Raw genomic sequence first — 19,960 nt, 5'->3', positions numbered from 1 at the left:
GACGGGCTCTAGTCCTCCGGGAGTTCGACGGGCGCGATCTCGTCGTACACGTCACCGGGGCCGGGGTTGGTCGGATCGGTGGTCCCGCCGAAGTGGTGCATGACGCCCCAGACCGCGTTCAGCGCGGTCTGGACGGCGCCCTCGGCCCAGCCCGCCGTCCAGGAGATGTCGTCGCCGGCGAGGAAGACGCCCCGCTTGTCGGCCGGCAGCCGGTCCTGCATGAAGTGCGTGAACAGGCGCCGCTGGTAACGGTAGTGGCCGGGCAGGTTGGCCTTGAATGCGCCCATGAAGTAGGGCTCGTTCTCCCAGGAGACGGTGACCGGGTTGCCGATGACGTGCTTCCGGATGTCGACCTCGGGATAGATCTCGCCGAGCGACTTCAGCATGACCTCCATCCGCTCGTTCGCCGACAGCGGCAGCCACTTGAGGCTGTCGTCGCACCAGGTGTACGAGAGACAGATGACGGCGGGCCTGTCGGGACCGTCGTCGAGGAGGTAGGTCCCGCGCGTCATACGGTCGGTGAGGGTCATCGACATGGCGTCCCGCCCGGTGTTCTCGTCCTTGTCGAGCCAGAAGGGCCGGTCGACAGGTACGAAGAGCTTCGAGGACTCCATGTAGTGGGTGCGCTCGATGGCCGTCCAGTGGTCGATGGGGAAGAGCGAGTCGTCGCAGGCGATCTTCGACAGCAGCATCCAGGACTGGGCGGTGAAGACCGCCGCCGGGTACGTACGGATGTCGCCGCCCGCGTCGGTGACGGTGATCCGGTCGCCGGCCGTGCGGTGAAGACGGGTCACGGCCGGGCGCGGTACGCCGTTCACGTGCAGGGACGCGAGGGAGGTCCCGTACGGCCAGTGGACGATCTTTCCGGGCTCGCGTTCCCAGAGCCGCAGCGGCAGTTGCTGGCTGCCGCCCACGATGCCCCGGTGGTGGTCGTCGGCCTCGGTGTAGACGACCCGCAGGATCTCCAGGATCGAGTTGGGGAAGTCGGTGTCCCAGCCGCCCGTGCCGAAGCCGACCTGACCGAAGATCTCGCGGTGCCGGAACGACTTGAAGGCCTCGGAGTCGCAGAGGAAACCGTAGAAGGTCTGGTTGTCGAGCTGCTCGACGAGCCGTGCCCAGATCTCGCGGATGCGCGGGACGTCGCGCTCGCGCAGGGCCCGGTTCATGTCGGAGAAGTCGGCGCCCTCTTCGAGGCACGTGTTCCATGCCTCGGCGACATCACGGTAGACCTGCGGCAGGTCGTCGGCCGACTCGGCGTAGTGCGACTCTCCCTTGAGGTCGACGACGGTCGAAGGGGTGCACTCCGCAAGGGGGTTGGGGAACGGCCGGGTCTCCAGATCCACCAGGTCGATGTAGTGCCGCAGGGCGGTGGAGGAGGGCGGGAAGCGCATCGCGCCCATCTCGGCGGTGAGCGACGGGTCGCAGCCGTCGAAACCGACGGTCCGCAGCCGCCCGCCGATCCGGTCGGCCTCGTACACCACGGGCTTGAGGCCCATCTTCATCAGCTCGTACGCGGCGACGATCCCCGACAGCCCGCCGCCGATGACGGCGACCTCGGTGCCGTGCTCGGTCGCGGGAACCTGCCCGAGGCCGGCCGGGTGGGCGAGGAAGTCGTCGTAGGCGTAGGGGAAGTCCGGCCCGAACATGGTGATCGGCGGCTGCTGCGCGTCGGCGTGCTGGACGGCGGTGGGCACCGTGGACGTCATGGGGTACGGACTCCTTGCGGGCGGAACAGGTGATGAGGAAGGGGGAGGTTCAGACGAGGGAGCCGTACAGGCCGGGACGGCGGTCCTGGAGATACGGGTTCGCCTCACGGGAGGCGGCGAGGAGAACGGGGTCGACGTCGGCCAGAAGGAGCTCCTCACCGCGGCCGGCCCGGGTGCGGGCGACACCGTCGGGTCCGGCGAGCGTGGAGAGTCCGACGAAGTCGAACTCCCCTTCCTGGCCCACCCGGTTGACGTAGGCGACGTAAAGCTGGTTCTCGAAGGCCCGCACCGGTACGACGGACTCGGCGACGAACTGGAAGGGGTGCATCTGCGCCGTCGGGACCACGAGGAGGTCGGTGCCGGCGAGGGCGTGGGCGCGGACGTTCTCCGGGAACTCGACGTCGTAACAGATCATCAGACCGACCCGGAGACCGCCCAGTTCTGCCTGTACGACGGGCTGCTCGCCCGGCGTGAAGTGGTCGCGTTCGAAGCAGCCGAAGAGGTGGGTCTTGCGGTAGTTGGCGAGAGGGGTGCCGTCGGCGGAGATGAGCTGCGCGGCGTTGAATACCTGGTCGCCGGTCCGCTCGGGGTAGCCGTAGGCGATCGCGAGGCCGTGCCGGGTGGCGATCCCGGCGACCGCGTCGGCGGAGTCGCCGTCTGCGGGTTCGGCGAGGCGGCCGATGCCGTCGCCGATCGCGTACCCGGTGAGGAACATCTCCGGGGCGGCCAGCAGCGCGGCGCCCGCAGCGGCGGCCCGGCCCGCGGCCTCGTCGAGCACCTTGAGGTTCCCGGCGATGGATCCGGGGTGGCCGGAGCTCTGCAGCAGGGCGGTGCGCATGCGGGGTCCTTGCAGGGGCTCAAAGGGGTCGGGGGCCAGATAGACGGTACGGGCGGCTGGGGCGGGGGGACAAGCAGCAGCCGTTGCGCGCCGGTGAACGAATCGTTGCGTGGGGTGGGGGCAGGGCGGCGATTCGTTGTTCTCCGCCCCCGCCGCCCCTACCCGTGCCATCCCTGGGGGCTGCGCCCCAGACCAGCCTCTTGGGGTCGCCCTGAGGGAGTTTGAGGGGGCAGCGACCCCCAGGACGGGACGGGTAGGGGCGGCGGGGGCGCGAAACCGCCTCTAGCTCAGCCCGAACGTCGTCAGTACCGCCGCATGGTCCGAAGGCCAGACGTTGCCGGCCACCTCCGGCCACGCACGCACCGCACCGCTCACCACCGTCCGGGAATCCAGGACCCGAAGCCCTCTTCCGTTGTACAGCACGAAGTCGATCCGGTCCTGCGGCTCCGGCCGCCCGCTCCCGTCCTCGTGCTCGGCATGAATCGGCGACCAGGTGTGACCGGGGTCATGGACCGGGTCCGGGTACGCCTCCCGGTACGAGTCCCGCAACCCCGCTTCCTCCGCCGCCTTCGTCACCGGCCACTCCACCCCCGGCCAGTCCAGATGCGAGGGCGTGTTGAAGTCCCCGACGAGCACGACCGGCATGGAGTCGTCGGCGACGGAATCGGCGATCCGCCGCAGAATCTCCCGCATCTGCCCCAGCCGCCCTCCTTCACGGGCGACCAGCTCGGCCGCCGGAAGCCCGCCGAAGCGCGCCTCGTAGGGCCCGTACGGCGCGCAGTCGAGGTGGGCCGTCCAGACGTCCACCTCCAGCCCTCCGTCCAGCCGGATCCGCACCCCGGTCGCCCCGTAGAAGCCGACGTCCGGGTCGCCGAGGCCGGCGGTGATCGGGTACCGGCTGATGACGCCGAGGTTCGGGCCCGCCTGATGGTGGTGCCAGCCGAGGGCCTCGGCCAGTTCCCGGGCGGAGGTGCCGTACGTCTCCTGGAGACCGACCACGTCGGCGCCCGTCTCGGCGATCACCTTGAGCTGCTTCTCACGGTGGTCGTCGACCTTCGTGCCGCCGAGCCAGAGGTTCCAGCTCATCACCCGGAGTTCACGGGTGGCCATGGCGCCGAGCTGCGCCACGGTGACCCCGGCCAGGGTGGTCAGTACCGTCCGGCCGGGTGCCGCCTCGATCGGCGCGAGCGACGGCACGGCGAGCACCGCGCAGCCCGCCGACTCGGCCGAGGTGACGCCCGTCTCGGTGTCCTCGACGGCGACACAGGCCGCCGGGTCGACGCCCAGGGCGCGACAGGCGGCGAGGTACGGGTCGGGGGCGGGCTTGGTGTGCTCGGTGTCGTCGGCGGTCACGGAGACCGCGAAGCGGGTGGCTCCCAGCGCTTCGAGCACGGTGTCGGCGACGGCCCGCGGGGATGCGGTGACCAGGGCGGTGGGTACACCGGCCCGGGCGAGTGCGTCGAGCAGGTCGAGGGCGCCCGGGCGGGGCACGATGCCGGTGCGGACGCGGGCCGCGAACTCCCGGTGCAGTTCGGCGGCGAGCTGCGCGGCCTCCGTGCCCGTGGCGGCGGCCAGCCAGCCGGCCGTGTGCTCGACGGGCCGGCCCAGGACCTCCGGCTGGTCCGCCACGGTCAGTGGCCTCCCGGCAACCTGCTCGACCGCCTCCCACCACAAGCGCTCGGTGTCGACGAGCGTGCCGTCCATGTCGAACAGGACCGCCTGGAGCTGGAGTTGGGGCGGGTGGGGGATGTGGGGGGTCACGTTTCTCTCTCTCGCAAACTCGCGAACTCACAGTTTCCGGACTCGCGAACTCATGGACTCACGGGTGGTTCCCACGCTCTGCCACCAGCACCGGCCGCTCCGGCAGCGACACGTGTACGGCGGCTCCCGCACCCAGCGTGGCGGCCTCGTGCGCGGGCAGGTCGGCCTTCACCTCGGTGCCGTCCCCGAGCCGGACGGTGATCCGGGTGACCGCGCCGAGGAACGCCGTGGCCACGACGCGCGCGCCGCCCGCCGGGTCGGCGCCGACGCGGACCGCCTCGGGCCGCACCAGCACATCGACCTCGACGGCGTCCGGCGCCTCGCCGTCGACCGGGAGCCGCTGCCCGAACACCTCGGCCATGTCTCCGGCCAGCCGCCCCGGAATCCGGCTCATCGTGCCGACGAACTCGGCGACGAATGCGGTGGCGGGCCGGCCGTACAACTCGGCGGGGGCAGCGCACTGTTCGAGTCGCCCGGACCGCATCACGGCGACCCGGTCGGCCATGGACAGTGCCTCTTCCTGATCGTGCGTCACGAACAGGGTGGTGATGCCGAGTTCCTGCTGGAGTCGCCGGATCTCCTCGCGCAGGTTCAGCCGCACCTTGGCGTCGAGCGCCGAGAGCGGCTCGTCGAGGAGCAGTACCCGCGGGCGCAGGGCGAGTGCGCGGGCCAGGGCGACGCGCTGCTGCTGGCCGCCGGAGAGCTGGTGCGGAAACCGCTCGCCCTTGTCGGTGAGGCCCACGAGTTCGAGCAACATGGCTGCCCGGGACCGCCGTTCGGACACACGCACCTTGCGCATCCGAAGCCCGAAGGCCACGTTGTCGAGGGCGCTGAGGTGCGGGAAGAGACTGTAGGACTGGAAGACCATCCCGGCGTCCCGGCGGTGGGCCGGGACCTGGGTGACGTCCTCCCCGTCCACCAATACCGCGCCGGAGTCGGGGTGTTCGAACCCGGCGAGCATGCGCAGTGCGGTGGTCTTGCCGCAGCCGGAGGGGCCGAGCAGCGCAAGCAGTTCTCCCGGCCGTACGTCGAGGTCGAGTCCGTCGAGGGCTACGGTCGGACCGAACTCCCTTCGCAGGCCCCGGAATTCGACAGTGGCGGCCTTGTCGAGCGTCATGTGGTTCATCCCTTGGCGGCGGCGGTTCGGGAACGCCCGCCGAGCCCGGCGAGCGCGAGGAGGAGGGCCCAGGTGACGAGCAGGCTGAGCACGGACACGGCGACGGAGAGCTGGGCCTGCGAGCCGCCGACGCTGTAGATCCATACGGCGAACGGCTGGAAGCCGAGCAACTGGGCCACCGTGAACTCGCCCAGCACCAGGGCCAGCGTGAGGAAGGAGGCGTTGAGCAGCGCTCCGCGCAGGTTGGGCAGCACGGCCGCCACCAGCGCCTGTACCGGACTCGCACCGCAACTGCGGGCGGCCTCGACCAGTGTGCGGACGTCGATCGCGCGCAGCCCGGCGTCCAGTGCCCGGTGGACGAAGGGCAGCGCCATCACGACGTAGGCGAGGACGAGGACGACGGGGAAGTCGGGGTTCTGGATGGCGACGAGGGTCTGGAACAGGGGCGTACGGGAGAGGTGTTCGGGGCCCCACTTGAGAACTGTCGAGATCCCGGCGACGAAGGCGATCGGCGGGACCACCAGGGGCAGCGAGCAGATCACCTCGACGACCGGCCGCAGCCGGGGCGCGCCGAGCCGCAGCGCGACCATCGCGGGCACCATCAGCAGCAGGACCACGGCGATGGTGGCAGCGCCCAGTTCGAGGGAGAGCACCACTCCGGGCAGGAAGCCGTCGGCGCCGACGATCTCGCCGTACGCGTCGAAGCTGACGCCCTCGCCCGGCACATCGACGGTGAAGATCACCGACGCGGCGAGCGGGACGAGGAAGTAGACCGCGGCGCCGGCCAGGACCACCCAGCGCCACAGGTTCAGGTGAGCCATCGCGCGCTCCTCCGTTGCAGGGGCAGGTACACGGCCATGACCAGGCCGGCGATCAGAACCATGTCGAGGCTGAGGGCGAGCGCCACGTTCTCCTGGCCGACCAGCACGTTGCCGGAGATGGCGTCGGCGATCTGAAGGGTGACCAGGGGGACCGAACTGCCCACCATGGCCGCGGCGGTGGCGTACGCGGCGAAGGCGCTGCCGAAGAGCAGCACGAACCCGCCGAGCAGCGAGGGCAGCAGCACGGGCAGGGCGACGTGCTGCCAGTACTGGACGTTGGTGGCCCCGTTGTTCCGCGCGGCCTCGCGCCACTGGGACCGGAGTCCGTCGAGCGCGGGCGTGATCGTGAGGACCATCAGCGGGATCAGGAAGTACAGGTAGACGATCACCAGTCCCCAGAAGCTGTAGAGACTCCACCCCTTGTCCGCCAGTCCCAAGTGCCTGGTCAGCACACCCGAGTTGCCGAGGGTGGCGACGAAGGCGAAGGCCAGCGGCACCCCGCCGAAGTTGGCGAGGACACCGGAGGCCGTGAGCACGGCCTCGCGCAGCGCCCGGAACCGGGAGGTCACCACGGCCTGGGCGAGCAGCAGCCCGAGGACGGTCGCCAGGAGCGCCGACACGGCGGACAGCTTGACACTGCCGAGCAGCGCGGTGAGATACGCGCCCTGGAGGGAGTCGGCCAGATTGGCGGTGGTGTACGAAGTGGCGCCGGTGGCCTGGTCCTTGACGGTGAAGGCGCCGTTCAGCATGGCGAGGGCGGGCACCCCGAAGGCGACCGCGACGAACACGAGCAGCGGCAGTACGGCGAGCCAGCCGGGGGCACGGCGCCGCCGCTTCACGGAAGCGGCGGGCGCCACGTCGACCCGCGTGAGGGTGGCGGTCATCCGGAGACGGCCTTGCCCCAGCCCTCGGCCAGCACGGTCTTCGCCTTGCTCTGCTGGGCCTCGGTCGGGAAGGAGGGCGTGCCGGAGACCTCGGGCAGCTTGGCGGCGGCGGTCCTGTCGAGCGTGCCGGCCTTCTCCATGGCGGTCATCAGGGCCGGCCGGGCGTACCCCTTGAGCCAGAGGTTCTGACCCTCGGCACTGTAGAGGTACTCCTGCCACAGCCGGGCGGCGGCCGGGTGCGGGGCGTCCTTGTTGATGGCCTGGGAGTAGTACTGGGAGAACTCGCCGTCGCTGGGCACGGCCACCGTCCAGTCGACGCCCTTGGACGTGAACTCGTCGGCGTAGCCGGCGTTGAGGTAGTCCCAGTCGATGCTGATCGGCGTCTCGCCCTTCTCGACGGTGGCCGGGCTGGACTCGACGGGCGTGTAGTTGCCGTTCTTCTTCAGCTTGGCGAAGAAGTCGAGGCCGGGCTGGATGTCGTCGAAGGAACCACCACTGGCGAGCGAGGCCGCCCAGACGCCGCCGAAGGCCGAGCCGGACTTGGTGGGATTGCCGTTGAGGGCGACCTGCCCCTTGTACTGGGGCTTCAGCAGATCTGCGAAGGAGGTGGGACAGGTCTTCACCCGCTTGGCGTCGCACCCGATGGAGATGTAACCGCCGTAGTCGTTGAACCACCGCCCCTCCGGGTCCTTCTGCCCCTCGGGAATGTCGGCGAAGGAGGCGACCCTGTAGGGCGCGAGCAGCCCCTGCTGGGCGGCACTCAGCGCGAAGGAACTCCCGAGGTCGAGCACGTCGGGGGCCCGGTCCTGGCCCTTCCGGGAGGTAACGGCGTTGATCTCGTCCTGACTTGAGCCGTCGGGGTTCTCGACCTCGATCTTGATGCCGTACTTCTTCTGGAAACCGTCGATCAGGGCGCCGTAGTTGGCCCAGTCGCGGGGCAGCGCGATGGCGTGCAGCGTGCCCTCCTTCTTGGCGGCGGTGATCAGTTCGGCCATGCCGCCGAAGTCGGCCGCGGAGGTCGCGGTTGCCGCGCTCTTGCCGTTCGCGGTGGTCGACGTGTCGTCGGGGGCCGCGCCGCAGGCGCTCAGGGCGAGCGCGGCTACGACGGCGAGGGCGCCGCCGCGGACGGCTGTAATCGGCAGGGACACGTTCACGGTCTCTCCAGGGGTGCGCACGAGGGGTGAGGCAGTGCGAACAACTTGTCTGAACAAGTTCGCCTCAGTACGCCCTCCGCTGGTATCGCGCCCGTAAACACTGGCGAAACGCTGACCGCCGATTCCCTGCACAATCCGACGGCTCGTCGACCGGTCGCGGATGTCGATTAGGCTGCTCACGCTGTGCACAGCGACGAACCCGGAGGGGGAGCATGACGGCGCGACACGAGGAGATCGCCGACGAACTGCGCCGGGCGATCGACCGCGAGCAGTACACGGTCGGCAGCCGTCTGCCCCCGGAGACAGAACTCGCCGCCCACTACGGCGTGGCCCGCGGCACGGTCCGCCAGGCAGTGGCGGCCCTGACGGCCGAGGGCCTGATCGGCTCCCGCCAGGGCGCCCGCCGGGTCGTCCTGGCCACCCGCCGCAGCCAGACGTTCGAGGAACTGCGCAGCTTCGCCCAGTGGGCCCGCGCGATGGGCCGCGAGGCGACGGGCCTGGTGGTGCACCAGGAGTACCGCCCGGCGACGACGGAGGACGCGATCCGCCTCCAACTCCGCGAGAAGGCAGGAGTCCTGCACGTCCTGCGCGTACGCGGCCTGGACGGCGAACCGGTCCTCCTGGAACGCACGGTCTACGCCGACTGGATCGCCCCGTCCGTCGAACCCCTCGAACCGGACTGCCCCTCGGTCACCCAACGCCTCTTCGAGGAAACGGGTCTGGTCTTCGCATACGGCGAACACGTCATCGACGCGGTGGCAGCCGGCGCCCAGGACGCCGATCTCCTGGACATCCGCCGCACGAGCCCCCTCCTACGCGTCCGCCGCGTCACGACGACACGAGAAGGCCGCCCGGTGGAGTGGTCCGACGACCGCTACCGGGGCGACGCGGTGAGCTTCAGCGTCCACAACTCCATCGGGAACAACGCCCTGGCGAGAAAGACAGCCGAGTAAGGGCAACTTCCAAGGGGCGCTGCGGAGTTGCCGGAAAGGGGCGCGGGGAACCGCGCGACCGGCCACACCCGACCCGCACCCGCCGGCCAAGCCCCCCGAGGCACCTATGCAGGCGACCCGGAAGAGAACCTGCGCAGCAACGGAGACAGCACCAACACGGACTTGGTCCGCTCAACGAAAGGCTCCCCGGCAATACGCTCAAGCACCCGCTCGAAGTGCCGCATGTCAGAGGCGAAAACCTGCACCACCGCATCCGCCTCCCCCGTGACGGTGGACGCGGCCACCACCTCCTGATAACGCTCCAGCCCCCGCTGAATCGTCTCCGGCGACGTGTTCCGCCGGCAGTAGATCTCGACGAACCCCTCCGTCTCCCACCCCAGCGCCGCCGGGTCCACCCGCACGGTGAACCCGGTGATCGCACCGCTCTCCCGCAACCGGTCCACACGCCGTTTCACAGCGGGCGCGGACAGCCCGACCAACTGCCCGATGTCCGCGTAGGAGCGACGCGCGTCCTCGGCGAGGGCGCGCACGATACGTTCGTCGAGATCGTTCAGCACGGCCGCGTCAGCTCCAGCTGGCGTGGAGCGGCTTGCCCTCCGCGTAACCGGCGGCGCTCTGGATGCCCACGATGGCCTTCTGGGCGAACTCCGCGAGGGAGTTGGCGCCGGCGTAGGTGCAGGAGGAGCGGACGCCCGCGATGATCGAGTCGATCAGGTCCTCGACGCCCGGACGGGCCGGGTCGAGGAACATCCGGGACGTGGAGATGCCCTCCTCGAACAGCGCCTTGCGGGCCCGGTCGTACGCCGACTCCTCCGAGGTCCGGTTGCGCACCGCACGGGCCGAGGCCATGCCGAAGGACTCCTTGTAGAGGTGCCCGGCGGCGTCCTGCTGGAGGTCGCCCGGGGATTCGTACGTCCCCGCGAACCAGGAGCCGACCATGACGTTGGAGGCACCGGCGGCCAGCGCCATCGCGACGTCGCGCGGGTGGCGTACCCCGCCGTCGGCCCACACGTGCTTGCCGTACTTCGTCGCCTCCGCCGCGCACTCCAGGACCGCCGAGAACTGCGGCCGGCCCACACCCGTCATCATGCGGGTGGTGCACATGGCGCCCGGTCCGACGCCCACCTTGATGATGTCGGCGCCCGCCTCGACCAGGTCTTTGACGCCCTCGGCGGCGACGATGTTGCCCGCGGCGATCGGGACGTGCGGGTCGAGGTCGCGGACCAGCTTGACAGCGCTGAGCATCGACTCCTGGTGGCCGTGCGCGGTGTCGATGACGAGCGTGTCGACGCCCGCGTCGAGCAGTTGCTGCGCCTTCCCGGCCACGTCGCCGTTGATGCCGACGGCCGCCGCGATCCGCAGCCTGCCGTTCACATCCGTGGCCGGCGTGTAGAGGGTGGCACGCAGGGCGCCCTTGCGGGTGAGGATGCCGGCGAGCTTGCCGTCGGCGTCGACGGCGGGCGCGTACCGGCGGTTGGCGCCGTCGAGACGGTTGAACGCCTCACGCGGGTCGATGTCGGCGTCGAGGAGCAGCAGGTCCTTGGACATGACCTCGGAGAGCTGGGTGAAGCGGTCCACACCGGACAGGTCGGCGTCGGTGACCACACCCACCGGCCGCCGCTCGGCGTCGACGACCACACCCGCGTTGTGCGCCCGCTTCGGCAGCAGGGCGAGGGCGTCGGCGACGGTCTGGTGGGGGGCCAGCACGATCGGCGTGTCGAGGACGAGGTGACGGCTCTTCACCCAGGCGATGACGTCGGTGACGACCTCGATCGGGATGTCCTGCGGGATGACGACGAGCCCGCCGCGCCGCGCGACCGTCTCCGCCATCCGGCGGCCCGCGATGGCGGTCATGTTGGCGACGACCAGCGGGATCGTCGTACCCGTACCGTCCGGGGAGCCGAGGTCCACGGCCTGCCGGGAGCCGACGGCGGAACGGCTGGGAACCATGAAGACGTCGTCGTACGTCAGGTCGTACGGGGGCTGGATGTCGTTGAGGAAACGCACGTGCTGCACATCCCGGTCGATCAGAGGCGGCCCCCGGACAGGACAGCCAGGGGGAAGAGCACGTACCTCATTGTCCCATGCCGGTGACCTGAAACCGCCTGGTCGGATCGTCCAGACGGATCGCCGACCGGCTCGTGGCATCCGACGAGGGACAGACGCCGAACGAAGGGCGGAGGCGTCAGGCGAGCACCATCACCACCGCCAGCCCCGTCTCCGTCTCCCGCCAGCTCGCGGCGGCGTCGGCGAAGATCTCCTGGAGCATGCTCCACTCCTCGGGCCGGGCCGCCGCGTACTCCTGCCAGTTCCGGACGAGGATGAGCCGGCCACGGCTCGCGGGCCACCACGCCAGGTCGCCGAGACAGTCCGCCAGGGCGTCCCAGTTCGCGCCGAAGTAGTCCGGGAAGCGCAGCGCGGTGGCGCAGGCCGTCATCAGCCCGGCCTTGTCCGAGACGCCGGCGAGGTCGAGGTCGGCGGCCTCCCAGCCCGCCTCACGGGCGGCTTCCAGCGCGCGTTCCGCCGGCAGGGCTGCGGGCCAGGACAGGACACCGGCGGGTGCGCTGCCCGCGAGCACCGGGGCGAGCGGATGGTCGGTCATCTCAGTACCGCCGTGAGGAGTCGCGAAGGGGCGAAGTGATCATCGCTGTAGTAGATCCCACCGCCCGGCCCGATGACAACGACAACGCGTGCGGCAGCCTCCCGACAGGACACGTTGATCGGCGAGTCGTTCAATGAAGGAGATCGGCCAGTCTCCGGCGGGAGCCGCGCATGTCATCGTCGACAGCAACGCCAGTACCAGCATCAGGAGGACACAAGGACACGCGCGGGAGACTGCGCCGGCTGGGCGAGTGGTGTGCCCGGCACTTCGTGATCGTCATCGTGGCCTGGCTGGTCGCGCTCGCCGCGCTCCAGGTGCTCAACCGTTCCTTCGGCGGTGACTACTCCGACAACTTCTCCCTGTCCGGGGTCCAGTCGCAGCAGGGCCTGGACGTCCTGAAGAAGCACGATCCGGCGGCCGGTGGCTACGGCAGCCAGATCGTGCTGCGGGACTCGGCCAAGCCCCTGACCTCCGTGTCCACACAGATGTCCCAGACGGTCGCCGACCTGCAGAAACTTCCGCACGTCCTGTCCGTCCAGAACCCGCTGCCACCGCCGGGATCACAACCCACGGGCAAGGAGACCGTCGGCCCGCTCTCCACCGACGCGAAGACCGGCTACATCACCGTCCGCTTCGACGTCCAGCCCTCCACCCTCGACGACGACTACCTCGACGGCGTCGACGACTCGGTGCAGTCACTGCGGGCGGCCGGAGTACAGGTCGAGTACGGCGGACCGCTGGGCGAGCTGGCCCGGCCCGCCGCCGACGACCGGGTCAGCGAGCTGATCGGCTTCGCGGTGGCGATCGTGGTCCTGCTGGTCGGCTTCGGCAGTGTGCTCGCCGCCGGCATCCCCCTGCTCACCGCGCTGATCAGCGTGATCGGCGGACTGGCGTGCCTGGGTCTGCTCGCGGCGGCGTTCACCTTCGCCACGGTCTCCCCCACGCTGGCCACGATGATCGGCCTGGGCGTCGGCATCGACTACGCACTGTTCCTGATCACCCGGCACCGGCAGAACCTGATGGACGGCGACGATCCGGTGCGGGCCGCGGGCCGGGCCACCGCCACCAGCGGGCGGGCCGTCCTGGTTTCCGGATGCACGGTGATCGTCGCGCTGGCCGGGCTGTCCGTCTCCGGGGTCACCTTCATCGGCAAGCTGGGCGTGGCAGCCGCCGTGACGGTGGTCTCCGCGGTCGTGGGCGCCCTCACCCTGGTCCCGGCCCTGCTGGGGCTCATCGGCCGCCGTATCGACCGTTACCGGGTGCGCCGCCCGGTCGCCGAAGCCGGCGGCGATGCCGGGGCCGAGGGACAGGGCGCCTGGCACCGCTACGCGCAGCGCGTCGAGCGGCGCCCCTGGTGGTTCCTGGCCGGCGGGGTCGTGACGGTGCTGGTGCTGGCGATCCCGGTGCTGTCCATCCAGCTCGGCCATATCGGGGACGGCGCCGATCCGACGTCGTTCACGGACCGGCGGGCGTACGACATCATGGCCCAGTCCTTCGGCCCCGGCTCCAACGGCCCGCTGACCGTTGTCATCGACCAGACGAAGGTGCCCTCCGACCAGCGCTCCGCCCTCGCCTCGAAGGCGTCCAATTCGCTGACGGGCGTACCGGGCGCCGCCACCGTCACCCCGCTCACCGCGACCGAGGACGGGGACGTGCTGGTCGGCACGGTCTACTCCAAGGAAGCGCCGCAGAGCCGTACCACCACCGACCTGACCAACCGTCTGGTCGACGAGACCCTGCCCGAGGCCGTGTCCGGAACGGCGGCGCACGGCTATGTGACGGGCACGACCGCCGCCCAGGTCGACTTCCGTGACATCGTCGCGAGCCGTCTCCCGCTGATCATCGGCGTGGTCGTCGCCCTCGCTTTCCTGATCATCCTGGCCGTCTTCCGGGGCCTGCTGGTGGCGCTGAAGGCGGCTGTGCTCAACGTCCTGTCGATCGCGGCCTCGTACGGTGTCGTCGTGGCCGTCTTCCAGTGGGGCTGGGGCGGGCCGGCGCTGGGCGTGACGGGCAAGGTGCCCATCGAGAGCTATGTGCCGATGATGATGTTCGCGATCATCTTCGGGCTCAGCATGGACTACGAGATCTTCCTGCTCTCCCGCGTCCACGAGGCCTGGCTGCGCACCGGCGACGCGCGGGCGTCCGTGGCCCACGCACTGGAGATCACAGCCCGGGTGATCACCTGCGCGGCCCTGATCATGGTGAGCGTCTTCGCAGCGTTCGTCGTGAGCGACAACGTGGTGGTGAAGATGCTCGGCCTGGGGCTCGCCGTGAGTGTGCTCATCGACGCGACGGTCGTACGTCTGCTGCTGGTGCCTGCGGTGATGACGCTGCTGGGCAGTCACGCCTGGTGGACGCCCTCCTGGCTCGACCGGATGCTGCCGCACGTGGACCCGGAGGGCGACGAGCACGGCTGAGGACCGCGGACGTCCCCCTGCGCATCCCCTGAACAGAGCGGCGCCCGGGCCCCGAAGGGAACCCGGGCACCGCCCGCACCTTCACATCCCGTCAGATCCCGTCCGGGTCCGCCCTGTTGAGCGCCGGCTTCGGCGTCGGACCCGCCGTCATCAGGTAGTCCGCGGCCGAGGTGTCCGTGACCAGGCTGGTGACCAGCCCGGAACGCAGCACCGCGTCGATCGCGGCGGCCTTGCGCCGCCCGCCCGCGATCGCGACGACCTCCGGGACCCGGCGGAGCTGGTCGGTCTTGACGGTGATGCACCGCTCGCCCAGGTCCCGGCCGACCCTGCGCCCGTCGGCGTCGAAGAGGTGCGCGGACATCTCGGCGGCGACACCCAGGGACACGTAGTGGCTGCGTTCCTCGTCGCTGAGCATGTCGTGCACCGTCGAGATACCGGCCTCCCAGGAGCCGATGGAGACGCAGGCGACCGTCACCTTGTCGAAGTACTCGAAGGCGCGGGCGATCCCGGTCTGGTTGCGCAGCGCGGCGGCGGTGGCCGCGTCGGGCAGCAGCATCGGGGCGTAGATGGGGTGGGCGTCGCCGCCGGACACCTGGGCGGCGCGGCGCACCGCCTCGACCGAGCCGCGCTCGGCGGTTCCGGCGTCGTACACACCCGTCAGCTGGACCACCGTGCAGGGCGGCAGCCGGTCGAGGGCCGCCGCCATGTGGATCGTTGACCGGCCCCAGGCGAGGCCGAGCACATCGCCTTCGTCGACCAGTTCGCCGAGCAGGTCGGCGGCCACTTCACCGAGGTTCTCGGGATCGGGGGACTCCTCGGAGGCCTCGGCCGGGGACTCGACCACGACCGCGTGCCTGAGGCCGTACCGGGCACGCAGCGCGTCCGAGCGCTCGGCGTCCAGTTCGGCCGGGACACGGATCTCGATCCGCACCAGATCCCGTTCGAGGGCGGTCTCCAGGACCCGGGCCACCTTGAAGCGGCTGACGCCGAACTCCTCGGCGATCTGGATCTTGGACTTGCCCTCCAGGTAGAAGCGGCGGGCCATGGCCGCCGCCTGCACCAGCTCAGCGGGTCCCATCCGCATGGCTGACCGGCCAGCCGACATACCCGACACGGCGATCTCCTCACTGCTCTTCACATCGCTGCTGTTCACATTCTGGATTCGCCGTTCATCCTTGCAGATCCCGAGTGCTTGATCTGCCCGGAAGTACGTCGTTCACGTTCCCTTGGCTCAGTGGCCGCACGCCCAGGAGGCACCGGCGGTCGCCGCCTGCGCCTGGGTGCGTAGTGCACGTACCGCCTCGGCCGGCTCCGAGGCACCGTAGACCGCCGATCCCGCGACGAAGACGTCCGCACCGGCCTCGGCGCAGCGCTCGATGGTGGAGGCGGCGACTCCGCCGTCGACCTGGAGCCACAGCTCAAGGCCGTGCTTGCTGATCAACTCGCGGGTGCGGCGAATCTTGGGGAGCATGATGTCGAGAAACGCCTGGCCGCCGAAACCCGGCTCGACCGTCATGACCAGAAGCATGTCGAGTTCGGGCAGCAGGTCCTCGTACGGCTCGATCGGGGTCGCGGGCTTGAGGGCCATGGAGGCCCGGGCACCCTTGGCCCGGATCTCGCGGGCGAGCCGTACCGGAGCGGCGGCGGCCTCCACATGGAAGGTGACGGAACCGGCCCCCGCTTCCACGTACTGCGGCGCCCATCGATCGGGGTCCTCGATCATCAGATGGCAGTCCAGAGGGGTGTCCGTCGCCCGGGCCAGGGACTCCACGACCGGCACACCGAGCGTGAGGTTCGGTACGAAATGGTTGTCCATCACATCGACATGAAGCCAGTCCGCCCCCTCGACCGCCCTCGCCTCATCGGCGAGCCGGGCGAAGTCTGCGGACAGGATACTGGGGTTGATCTGCACGGCCATGCCCCAAGCCTCCCATGCCCGGTGCCTACTGTTCACGCCGGTCCAGAACCAGGGCGTTCATCGGATGTTGTACCCGGGCGCGCCATGCCATGCTGGGCGGCCCACGGGCTGCACACACGGCTGCGGGGGTGGCCATGACGGAGAAACATCGAAAACAGCAACCGGGAATCGGCCACTACGTCTGCGGCCGGCGCGCCAAATGGGTCGTGCTGGGTCTGTGGCTCGTGCTGCTCATACTCACAGCGCCGTTCGCCCAGAAGCTCGCCGACGCCCAGGACAACGACGCCGCGTCCTGGCTGCCGGGGTCCGCGGAATCCACCCAGGTCCTGCGTCTCTCCGAGGACTTCAGGCCGGAGCAGATCCCCGCGATCGTCGTCTACGCGCGCGAGAGCGGCCTCACGGCGGCGGACCGGGCCCGGATCACCGAGGACGCGGCGCAGCTGGAGAAACTGCGGGACCACGGCGTCCGGGGCGCGGAGACCCGGGGCCCGGTGTACGACCGCGCCTCCGATCCTCGGGCCGCACAGATCTTCGTACCCATCACGATGGACGAGAAGGGCTGGGAGCGGATCGCGCCCGCCGTCGACTCCATCCGGGCCGCCGCGGGTACCGGTGCGGCCGGGCTGGCCGTGCACGTCACGGGTCCCGGCGGTACGTCGGCGGACTTCTCGGAGGCTTTCGAGGGCATCGACTCGACGCTCCTGCTTGCGGCGATGGGCGTGGTCGTCGTCATGCTCCTGCTCACCTATCGCAGCCCCACCCTGCTGCTGGTACCCCTGCTGGCAGTGGTCGCGTCCCTGTTCACCGCGCAGGCACTGATCTACTTCCTCGCCGAACACGCGGGCCTGACGGTGAACGGCCAGAGCGCGGGCATTCTCACCGTGCTGGTGTTCGGCGCGGGGACGGACTACGCCCTGCTCCTGGTCGCCCGTTACCGGGAGGAGCTGCGCCGGCACGAGGACCGCCACGAGGCGATGGCACTCGCCCTGCACCGCGCGGGCCCCGCCGTCATCGCGTCGGGCGCGACGGTCGTCCTCGGCATGCTGGTGCTGGTGGCCGCCGAGATGAACTCCACGAGCGGCCTCGGCCCGGTGGCAGCGATCGGCGTGGCCGTGGCCCTGCTGGCCATGATGACGCTCTTCCCCGCCCTCCTGGTGATCTGCGGGCGCTGGATCTTCTGGCCGGTGATCCCGCACAACGGCTCGCCCGACCCGACCGAACGCGGCCTGTGGGGCCGGATGGGCCGGAGCATCGCCCGCCGGCCGCGCATGATCTGGGGGATCACGGCGGCAGCCCTGGTCGCCTGCTCGTTCGGCCTGATGCAGCTGCGTGCCGAGGGCCTGAGCAACGCCGACGCCTTCACCGACAAACCGGACTCGATCGTCGGCCAGGAGGTGTCGGCGCGCTACTTCCCGGCGGGCAGCGGCGATCCGCTCGTCGTCATCAGCAACCAGGCACAGGCCCAGCAGGTCGGCCGGGCGGTCGCGGAGACGCGTGGCGTGGTGCCCACGTCCCTCGGGCTGCCACCGGGCACGAAGTCCTCCTTCGAGGGCAAGGTGCTGTTCGAGGCCACGATGACCGCCCCCGCGGACAGCGAGGCCGCGAAACAGACGGTGGAGCGGGTCCGGGACGCCGTGCACGCGGTGCCGGACGCGGACGCCCAGGTGGGCGGTGGCACGGCGGCCCTGCTGGACATGGACAGGGCGACGACGCACGACAACATGCTGATCATCCCGCTGGTCCTGGCGGTGGTCCTGCTGATCCTCTGCGCCCTTCTCCGCGCCCTGATCGCCCCGCTGCTGCTGATCGGCACGGTGGTGCTGTCCTTTGCGGCGGCACTGGGCATCAGCGCCCTGGCCTTCCGCCACCTGTTCGACTACGCGGGCGAGTCGACGGACTTCCCGCTCTTCGTCTTCGTGTTCCTGGTGGCGCTGGGCATCGACTACAACATCTTCCTGACCACCCGTATCCGCGAGGAGTCGGCCCGCCAGGGCACCCGCAAGGGTGTGGTGACCGGCCTGTCGACGACCGGCGCGGTCATCACCTCGGCGGGCCTGGTCCTGGCCGGCACGTTCGCGGCCCTCGGCACGCTGCCCATGGTGGCGTTCGCGGAGATCGGCTTCGCGGTGGCCCTGGGCGTGGTCCTGGACACGTTCGTGGTCCGGTCGGTGCTGGTCCCGGCCCTGTTCCTGGACGTGGGCCCGAAGGTGTGGTGGCCGCACCGGCTGGCCAAGCAGGACGGCGGGGCGACGGCTCCGGAGCCCGCCCCGGAGGTCAACCGGTCCGGCGGATGAGGGCCAGATACATGGCGTCGGTCCCGTGCAGATGCGGCCACAGCTGTACGTCGGGACCGTCACCGAGGTCGCTCACGCCCTCCAACAGCGGCCGGGCGTCGACGAGTTCGGCCTGAGGATGCTGCTTGAGGACGTCGTCGACGACGGCCCGGGTCTCGGCGAGGTGCGGTGAGCAGGTGGCGTAGCCGACGATCCCGCCGACGCGGACCGACTCCAGCGCGGTGGTCAGCAGCGCGCGCTGCAGCGGCGCGAAGCCGTCCAGATCCTCGGGGCGTCGCCGCCAGCGGGACTCGGGCCTCCTGCGCAGTGCCCCGAGTCCGGTGCAGGGCACGTCCATCAGCACCCGGTCGAAACTGCCGGCCCGCCACGGCGGCCGGGTCCCGTCCCCGACGACGACCTGGTACGGGCCCGGATTGCCGTCCAGCGCCTTGGCGACCAGTCCGGCCCGGTGCGGCAGCTTCTCGGAGGCGAGGAGCAGCGCACCCCGCTCCGCGGCGAGGGCGGCGAGCAGCGCGGCCTTGCCGCCGGGCCCGGCGCACCCGTCGAGCCAGGCCTTGTCGGGCCCGTCGACCGGAGCGTTGGCCAGGGCGAGCGCGACGAGTTGGCTGCCCTCGTCCTGCACTCCCGCCCGCCCGTCCCGTACGGCGTCGATGGCCCCGGGTTCCCCGCCCTCGGCGAGCCGCACGGCGTACGGCGACCAGCGCCCCGCCACCGCCGCCTCCTCGCGGAGCAGCTCCTCGGTGGTGGACCGCCCGGGCCGGGCGACCAGGGTGACCTCGGGCCGCTCGTTGTCGGCGGCGAGCAGCTCCTCGATACCGGCGCGTCCACCGCCCAGCGAGTCCCACAGTGCGGAGACGACCCACCGGGGGTGCGAGTGCACGACGGCCAGATGGTCCTCGGGATCGTCGTCGTAGGGCGGCGCCACCCGCTCGATCCAGCCGTCGAGATCGTGCTGGGCGACCTTGCGCAGCACGGCGTTCACGAACTTGGCCCGCCCGTCGCCGAGCACGACCCTGGCCAGCTCTACGGAGGCGGAGACGGCGGCGTGCGCGGGAATCCGCGTCCCGAGCAACTGGTGCACCCCGAGGCTCAGCACATCGAGCACCGGCGGATCGACCTCGCGCAGAGGCCGGTCGACGCATTCACTGATGACGGCGTCGTAGGTTCCCTGCCGACGCAGCGTCCCGTACACGAGCTCGGTCGCGAGAGCCGCGTCCCGCCCGTCGAAGTCCCCCTTCGCGCGGGCCGCCCGAAGCAGCGGCGGCAGCACCAGGTTGGCGTACGCGTCCCGCTCGTCGACGGCCCGCAGGGCCTCGAAGGCGAGGATGCGGACGGGGTCCTTCTGGGGCCGACGGTAGGGCTTGCCGGGCTTGTGTGGCCGACGGGGCTGCTCACTCACGAAAAGGTGCTCCGGATATGGGAAAAGGGTGCGGTTTCCAGCGTACGTCGAATGGGGCACGCCCGAATCTCGCGGTACCGCACGGGAACAGGAACG

General features: G+C 70.6%; 16 protein-coding genes. 3 read left to right on the top strand and 13 right to left on the bottom strand.

Going from position 1 to position 19,960, the window contains the following annotated elements; translation table 11 throughout:
- Nucleotides 1-8: 8 nt before the first annotated feature.
- The 7 genes from RB628_RS02920 to RB628_RS02890 form a co-directional block, all read right to left on the bottom strand.
- The gene (locus tag RB628_RS02920; protein ID WP_318318650.1) at nt 9-1,706 is read right to left on the bottom strand and encodes an NAD(P)/FAD-dependent oxidoreductase; all 1,698 of its coding nucleotides are present in this window, start codon (nt 1,704-1,706) and stop codon (nt 9-11) included.
- 49 nt (nt 1,707-1,755) lie between these two features.
- Nucleotides 1,756-2,544: a carbon-nitrogen hydrolase family protein gene (locus RB628_RS02915; protein ID WP_318318649.1), complete on the bottom strand. Its 789-nt coding sequence runs from the start codon at nt 2,542-2,544 to the stop codon at nt 1,756-1,758.
- Nucleotides 2,545-2,826: 282 nt separating this feature from the next.
- Entirely contained in the window at nt 2,827-4,305 is a 1,479-nt protein-coding gene (locus tag RB628_RS02910; protein WP_318318648.1) for an HAD-IA family hydrolase, read from the bottom strand.
- A gap of 58 nt (nt 4,306-4,363) precedes the next feature.
- Complete coding sequence (locus RB628_RS02905; protein ID WP_318318647.1) at nt 4,364-5,422, bottom strand: ABC transporter ATP-binding protein; 1,059 nt, start codon at nt 5,420-5,422, stop codon at nt 4,364-4,366.
- Nucleotides 5,423-5,427: 5 nt separating this feature from the next.
- Nucleotides 5,428-6,243, bottom strand: coding sequence for an ABC transporter permease (locus RB628_RS02900; protein WP_318318646.1), 816 nt, complete (start codon nt 6,241-6,243; stop codon nt 5,428-5,430).
- Nucleotides 6,231-7,127: an ABC transporter permease gene (locus RB628_RS02895; protein ID WP_318318645.1), complete on the bottom strand. Its 897-nt coding sequence runs from the start codon at nt 7,125-7,127 to the stop codon at nt 6,231-6,233. Before RB628_RS02895 ends, RB628_RS02900 begins: the two co-directional genes overlap by 13 nt.
- Nucleotides 7,124-8,281 (bottom strand): ABC transporter substrate-binding protein, encoded by a 1,158-nt coding sequence (locus tag RB628_RS02890; protein WP_318318644.1) that lies wholly within the window; start codon nt 8,279-8,281, stop codon nt 7,124-7,126. Before RB628_RS02890 ends, RB628_RS02895 begins: the two co-directional genes overlap by 4 nt.
- A gap of 212 nt (nt 8,282-8,493) precedes the next feature.
- Between RB628_RS02890 and RB628_RS02885 the strand changes: the two genes are divergently transcribed.
- Nucleotides 8,494-9,234, top strand: coding sequence for a GntR family transcriptional regulator (locus RB628_RS02885; protein ID WP_318318643.1), 741 nt, complete (start codon nt 8,494-8,496; stop codon nt 9,232-9,234).
- A 104-nt stretch (nt 9,235-9,338) separates the two neighbouring features.
- Here RB628_RS02885 and RB628_RS02880 read toward each other — a convergent pair whose 3' ends face one another.
- The 3 genes from RB628_RS02880 to RB628_RS02870 form a co-directional block, all read right to left on the bottom strand.
- Nucleotides 9,339-9,791, bottom strand: a complete 453-nt coding sequence (locus RB628_RS02880; protein ID WP_318318642.1) for an Lrp/AsnC family transcriptional regulator — start codon at nt 9,789-9,791, stop codon at nt 9,339-9,341.
- Nucleotides 9,792-9,798: 7 nt separating this feature from the next.
- Complete coding sequence (locus RB628_RS02875; protein WP_318318713.1) at nt 9,799-11,241, bottom strand: GuaB1 family IMP dehydrogenase-related protein; 1,443 nt, start codon at nt 11,239-11,241, stop codon at nt 9,799-9,801.
- Between the two features lie 178 nt (nt 11,242-11,419).
- The gene (locus RB628_RS02870) at nt 11,420-11,836 is read right to left on the bottom strand and encodes a barstar family protein (protein ID WP_318318641.1); all 417 of its coding nucleotides are present in this window, start codon (nt 11,834-11,836) and stop codon (nt 11,420-11,422) included.
- A gap of 170 nt (nt 11,837-12,006) precedes the next feature.
- On the opposite strand from RB628_RS02870, the gene RB628_RS02865 reads away from it, so the two are divergent.
- The gene (locus RB628_RS02865; protein ID WP_318318640.1) at nt 12,007-14,253 is read left to right on the top strand and encodes an MMPL family transporter; all 2,247 of its coding nucleotides are present in this window, start codon (nt 12,007-12,009) and stop codon (nt 14,251-14,253) included.
- 91 nt (nt 14,254-14,344) lie between these two features.
- Here RB628_RS02865 and RB628_RS02860 read toward each other — a convergent pair whose 3' ends face one another.
- Both RB628_RS02860 and rpe read right to left on the bottom strand, forming a co-directional pair.
- A complete protein-coding gene (locus tag RB628_RS02860; protein ID WP_318318712.1) occupies nt 14,345-15,391 on the bottom strand; it encodes a sugar-binding domain-containing protein in 1,047 nt (348 codons plus the stop codon).
- A 93-nt stretch (nt 15,392-15,484) separates the two neighbouring features.
- Nucleotides 15,485-16,171 carry a ribulose-phosphate 3-epimerase gene (rpe, locus tag RB628_RS02855; RefSeq protein ID WP_318318639.1) on the bottom strand — a complete coding sequence of 229 codons (687 nt, stop codon included), beginning with the start codon at nt 16,169-16,171 and terminating at the stop codon, nt 15,485-15,487.
- A 134-nt stretch (nt 16,172-16,305) separates the two neighbouring features.
- On the opposite strand from rpe, the gene RB628_RS02850 reads away from it, so the two are divergent.
- Complete coding sequence (locus RB628_RS02850) at nt 16,306-18,465, top strand: MMPL family transporter (protein WP_318318638.1); 2,160 nt, start codon at nt 16,306-16,308, stop codon at nt 18,463-18,465.
- On the opposite strand, the gene RB628_RS02845 is transcribed toward RB628_RS02850, so the two are convergent.
- The gene (locus tag RB628_RS02845; protein WP_318318637.1) at nt 18,446-19,864 is read right to left on the bottom strand and encodes an RsmB/NOP family class I SAM-dependent RNA methyltransferase; all 1,419 of its coding nucleotides are present in this window, start codon (nt 19,862-19,864) and stop codon (nt 18,446-18,448) included. The two genes, RB628_RS02850 and RB628_RS02845, sit on opposite strands and share 20 nt — an antisense overlap.
- Nucleotides 19,865-19,960 lie beyond the last annotated feature (96 nt).

Origin of the sequence: Streptomyces sp. ADMS (assembly GCF_033441795.1) — a bacterium.
Taxonomy (GTDB): Bacteria; Actinomycetota; Actinomycetes; order Streptomycetales; family Streptomycetaceae; genus Streptomyces.
The sequence above is the reverse complement of the archived record's forward strand: the minus strand, read 5'-3'. Positions and strand labels throughout refer to the sequence as shown.

What these genes read in the sequence shown, in the direction of transcription:
- RB628_RS02915 (WP_318318649.1), bottom strand. Translation starts at nt 2,544, where the DNA reads ATGCGCACCGCCCTGCTGCAGAGCTCCGGCCACCCCGGATCCATCGCC.
- RB628_RS02870 (WP_318318641.1), bottom strand. Translation starts at nt 11,836, where the DNA reads ATGACCGACCATCCGCTCGCCCCGGTGCTCGCGGGCAGCGCACCCGCC.
- RB628_RS02900 (WP_318318646.1), bottom strand. Translation starts at nt 6,243, where the DNA reads ATGGCTCACCTGAACCTGTGGCGCTGGGTGGTCCTGGCCGGCGCCGCG.
- RB628_RS02885 (WP_318318643.1), top strand. Translation starts at nt 8,494, where the DNA reads ATGACGGCGCGACACGAGGAGATCGCCGACGAACTGCGCCGGGCGATC.
- RB628_RS02905 (WP_318318647.1), bottom strand. Translation starts at nt 5,422, where the DNA reads ATGACGCTCGACAAGGCCGCCACTGTCGAATTCCGGGGCCTGCGAAGG.
- RB628_RS02850 (WP_318318638.1), top strand. Translation starts at nt 16,306, where the DNA reads ATGACGGAGAAACATCGAAAACAGCAACCGGGAATCGGCCACTACGTC.
- RB628_RS02920 (WP_318318650.1), bottom strand. Translation starts at nt 1,706, where the DNA reads ATGACGTCCACGGTGCCCACCGCCGTCCAGCACGCCGACGCGCAGCAG.
- rpe (WP_318318639.1), bottom strand. Translation starts at nt 16,171, where the DNA reads ATGGCCGTGCAGATCAACCCCAGTATCCTGTCCGCAGACTTCGCCCGG.
- RB628_RS02895 (WP_318318645.1), bottom strand. Translation starts at nt 7,127, where the DNA reads ATGACCGCCACCCTCACGCGGGTCGACGTGGCGCCCGCCGCTTCCGTG.
- RB628_RS02865 (WP_318318640.1), top strand. Translation starts at nt 12,007, where the DNA reads ATGTCATCGTCGACAGCAACGCCAGTACCAGCATCAGGAGGACACAAG.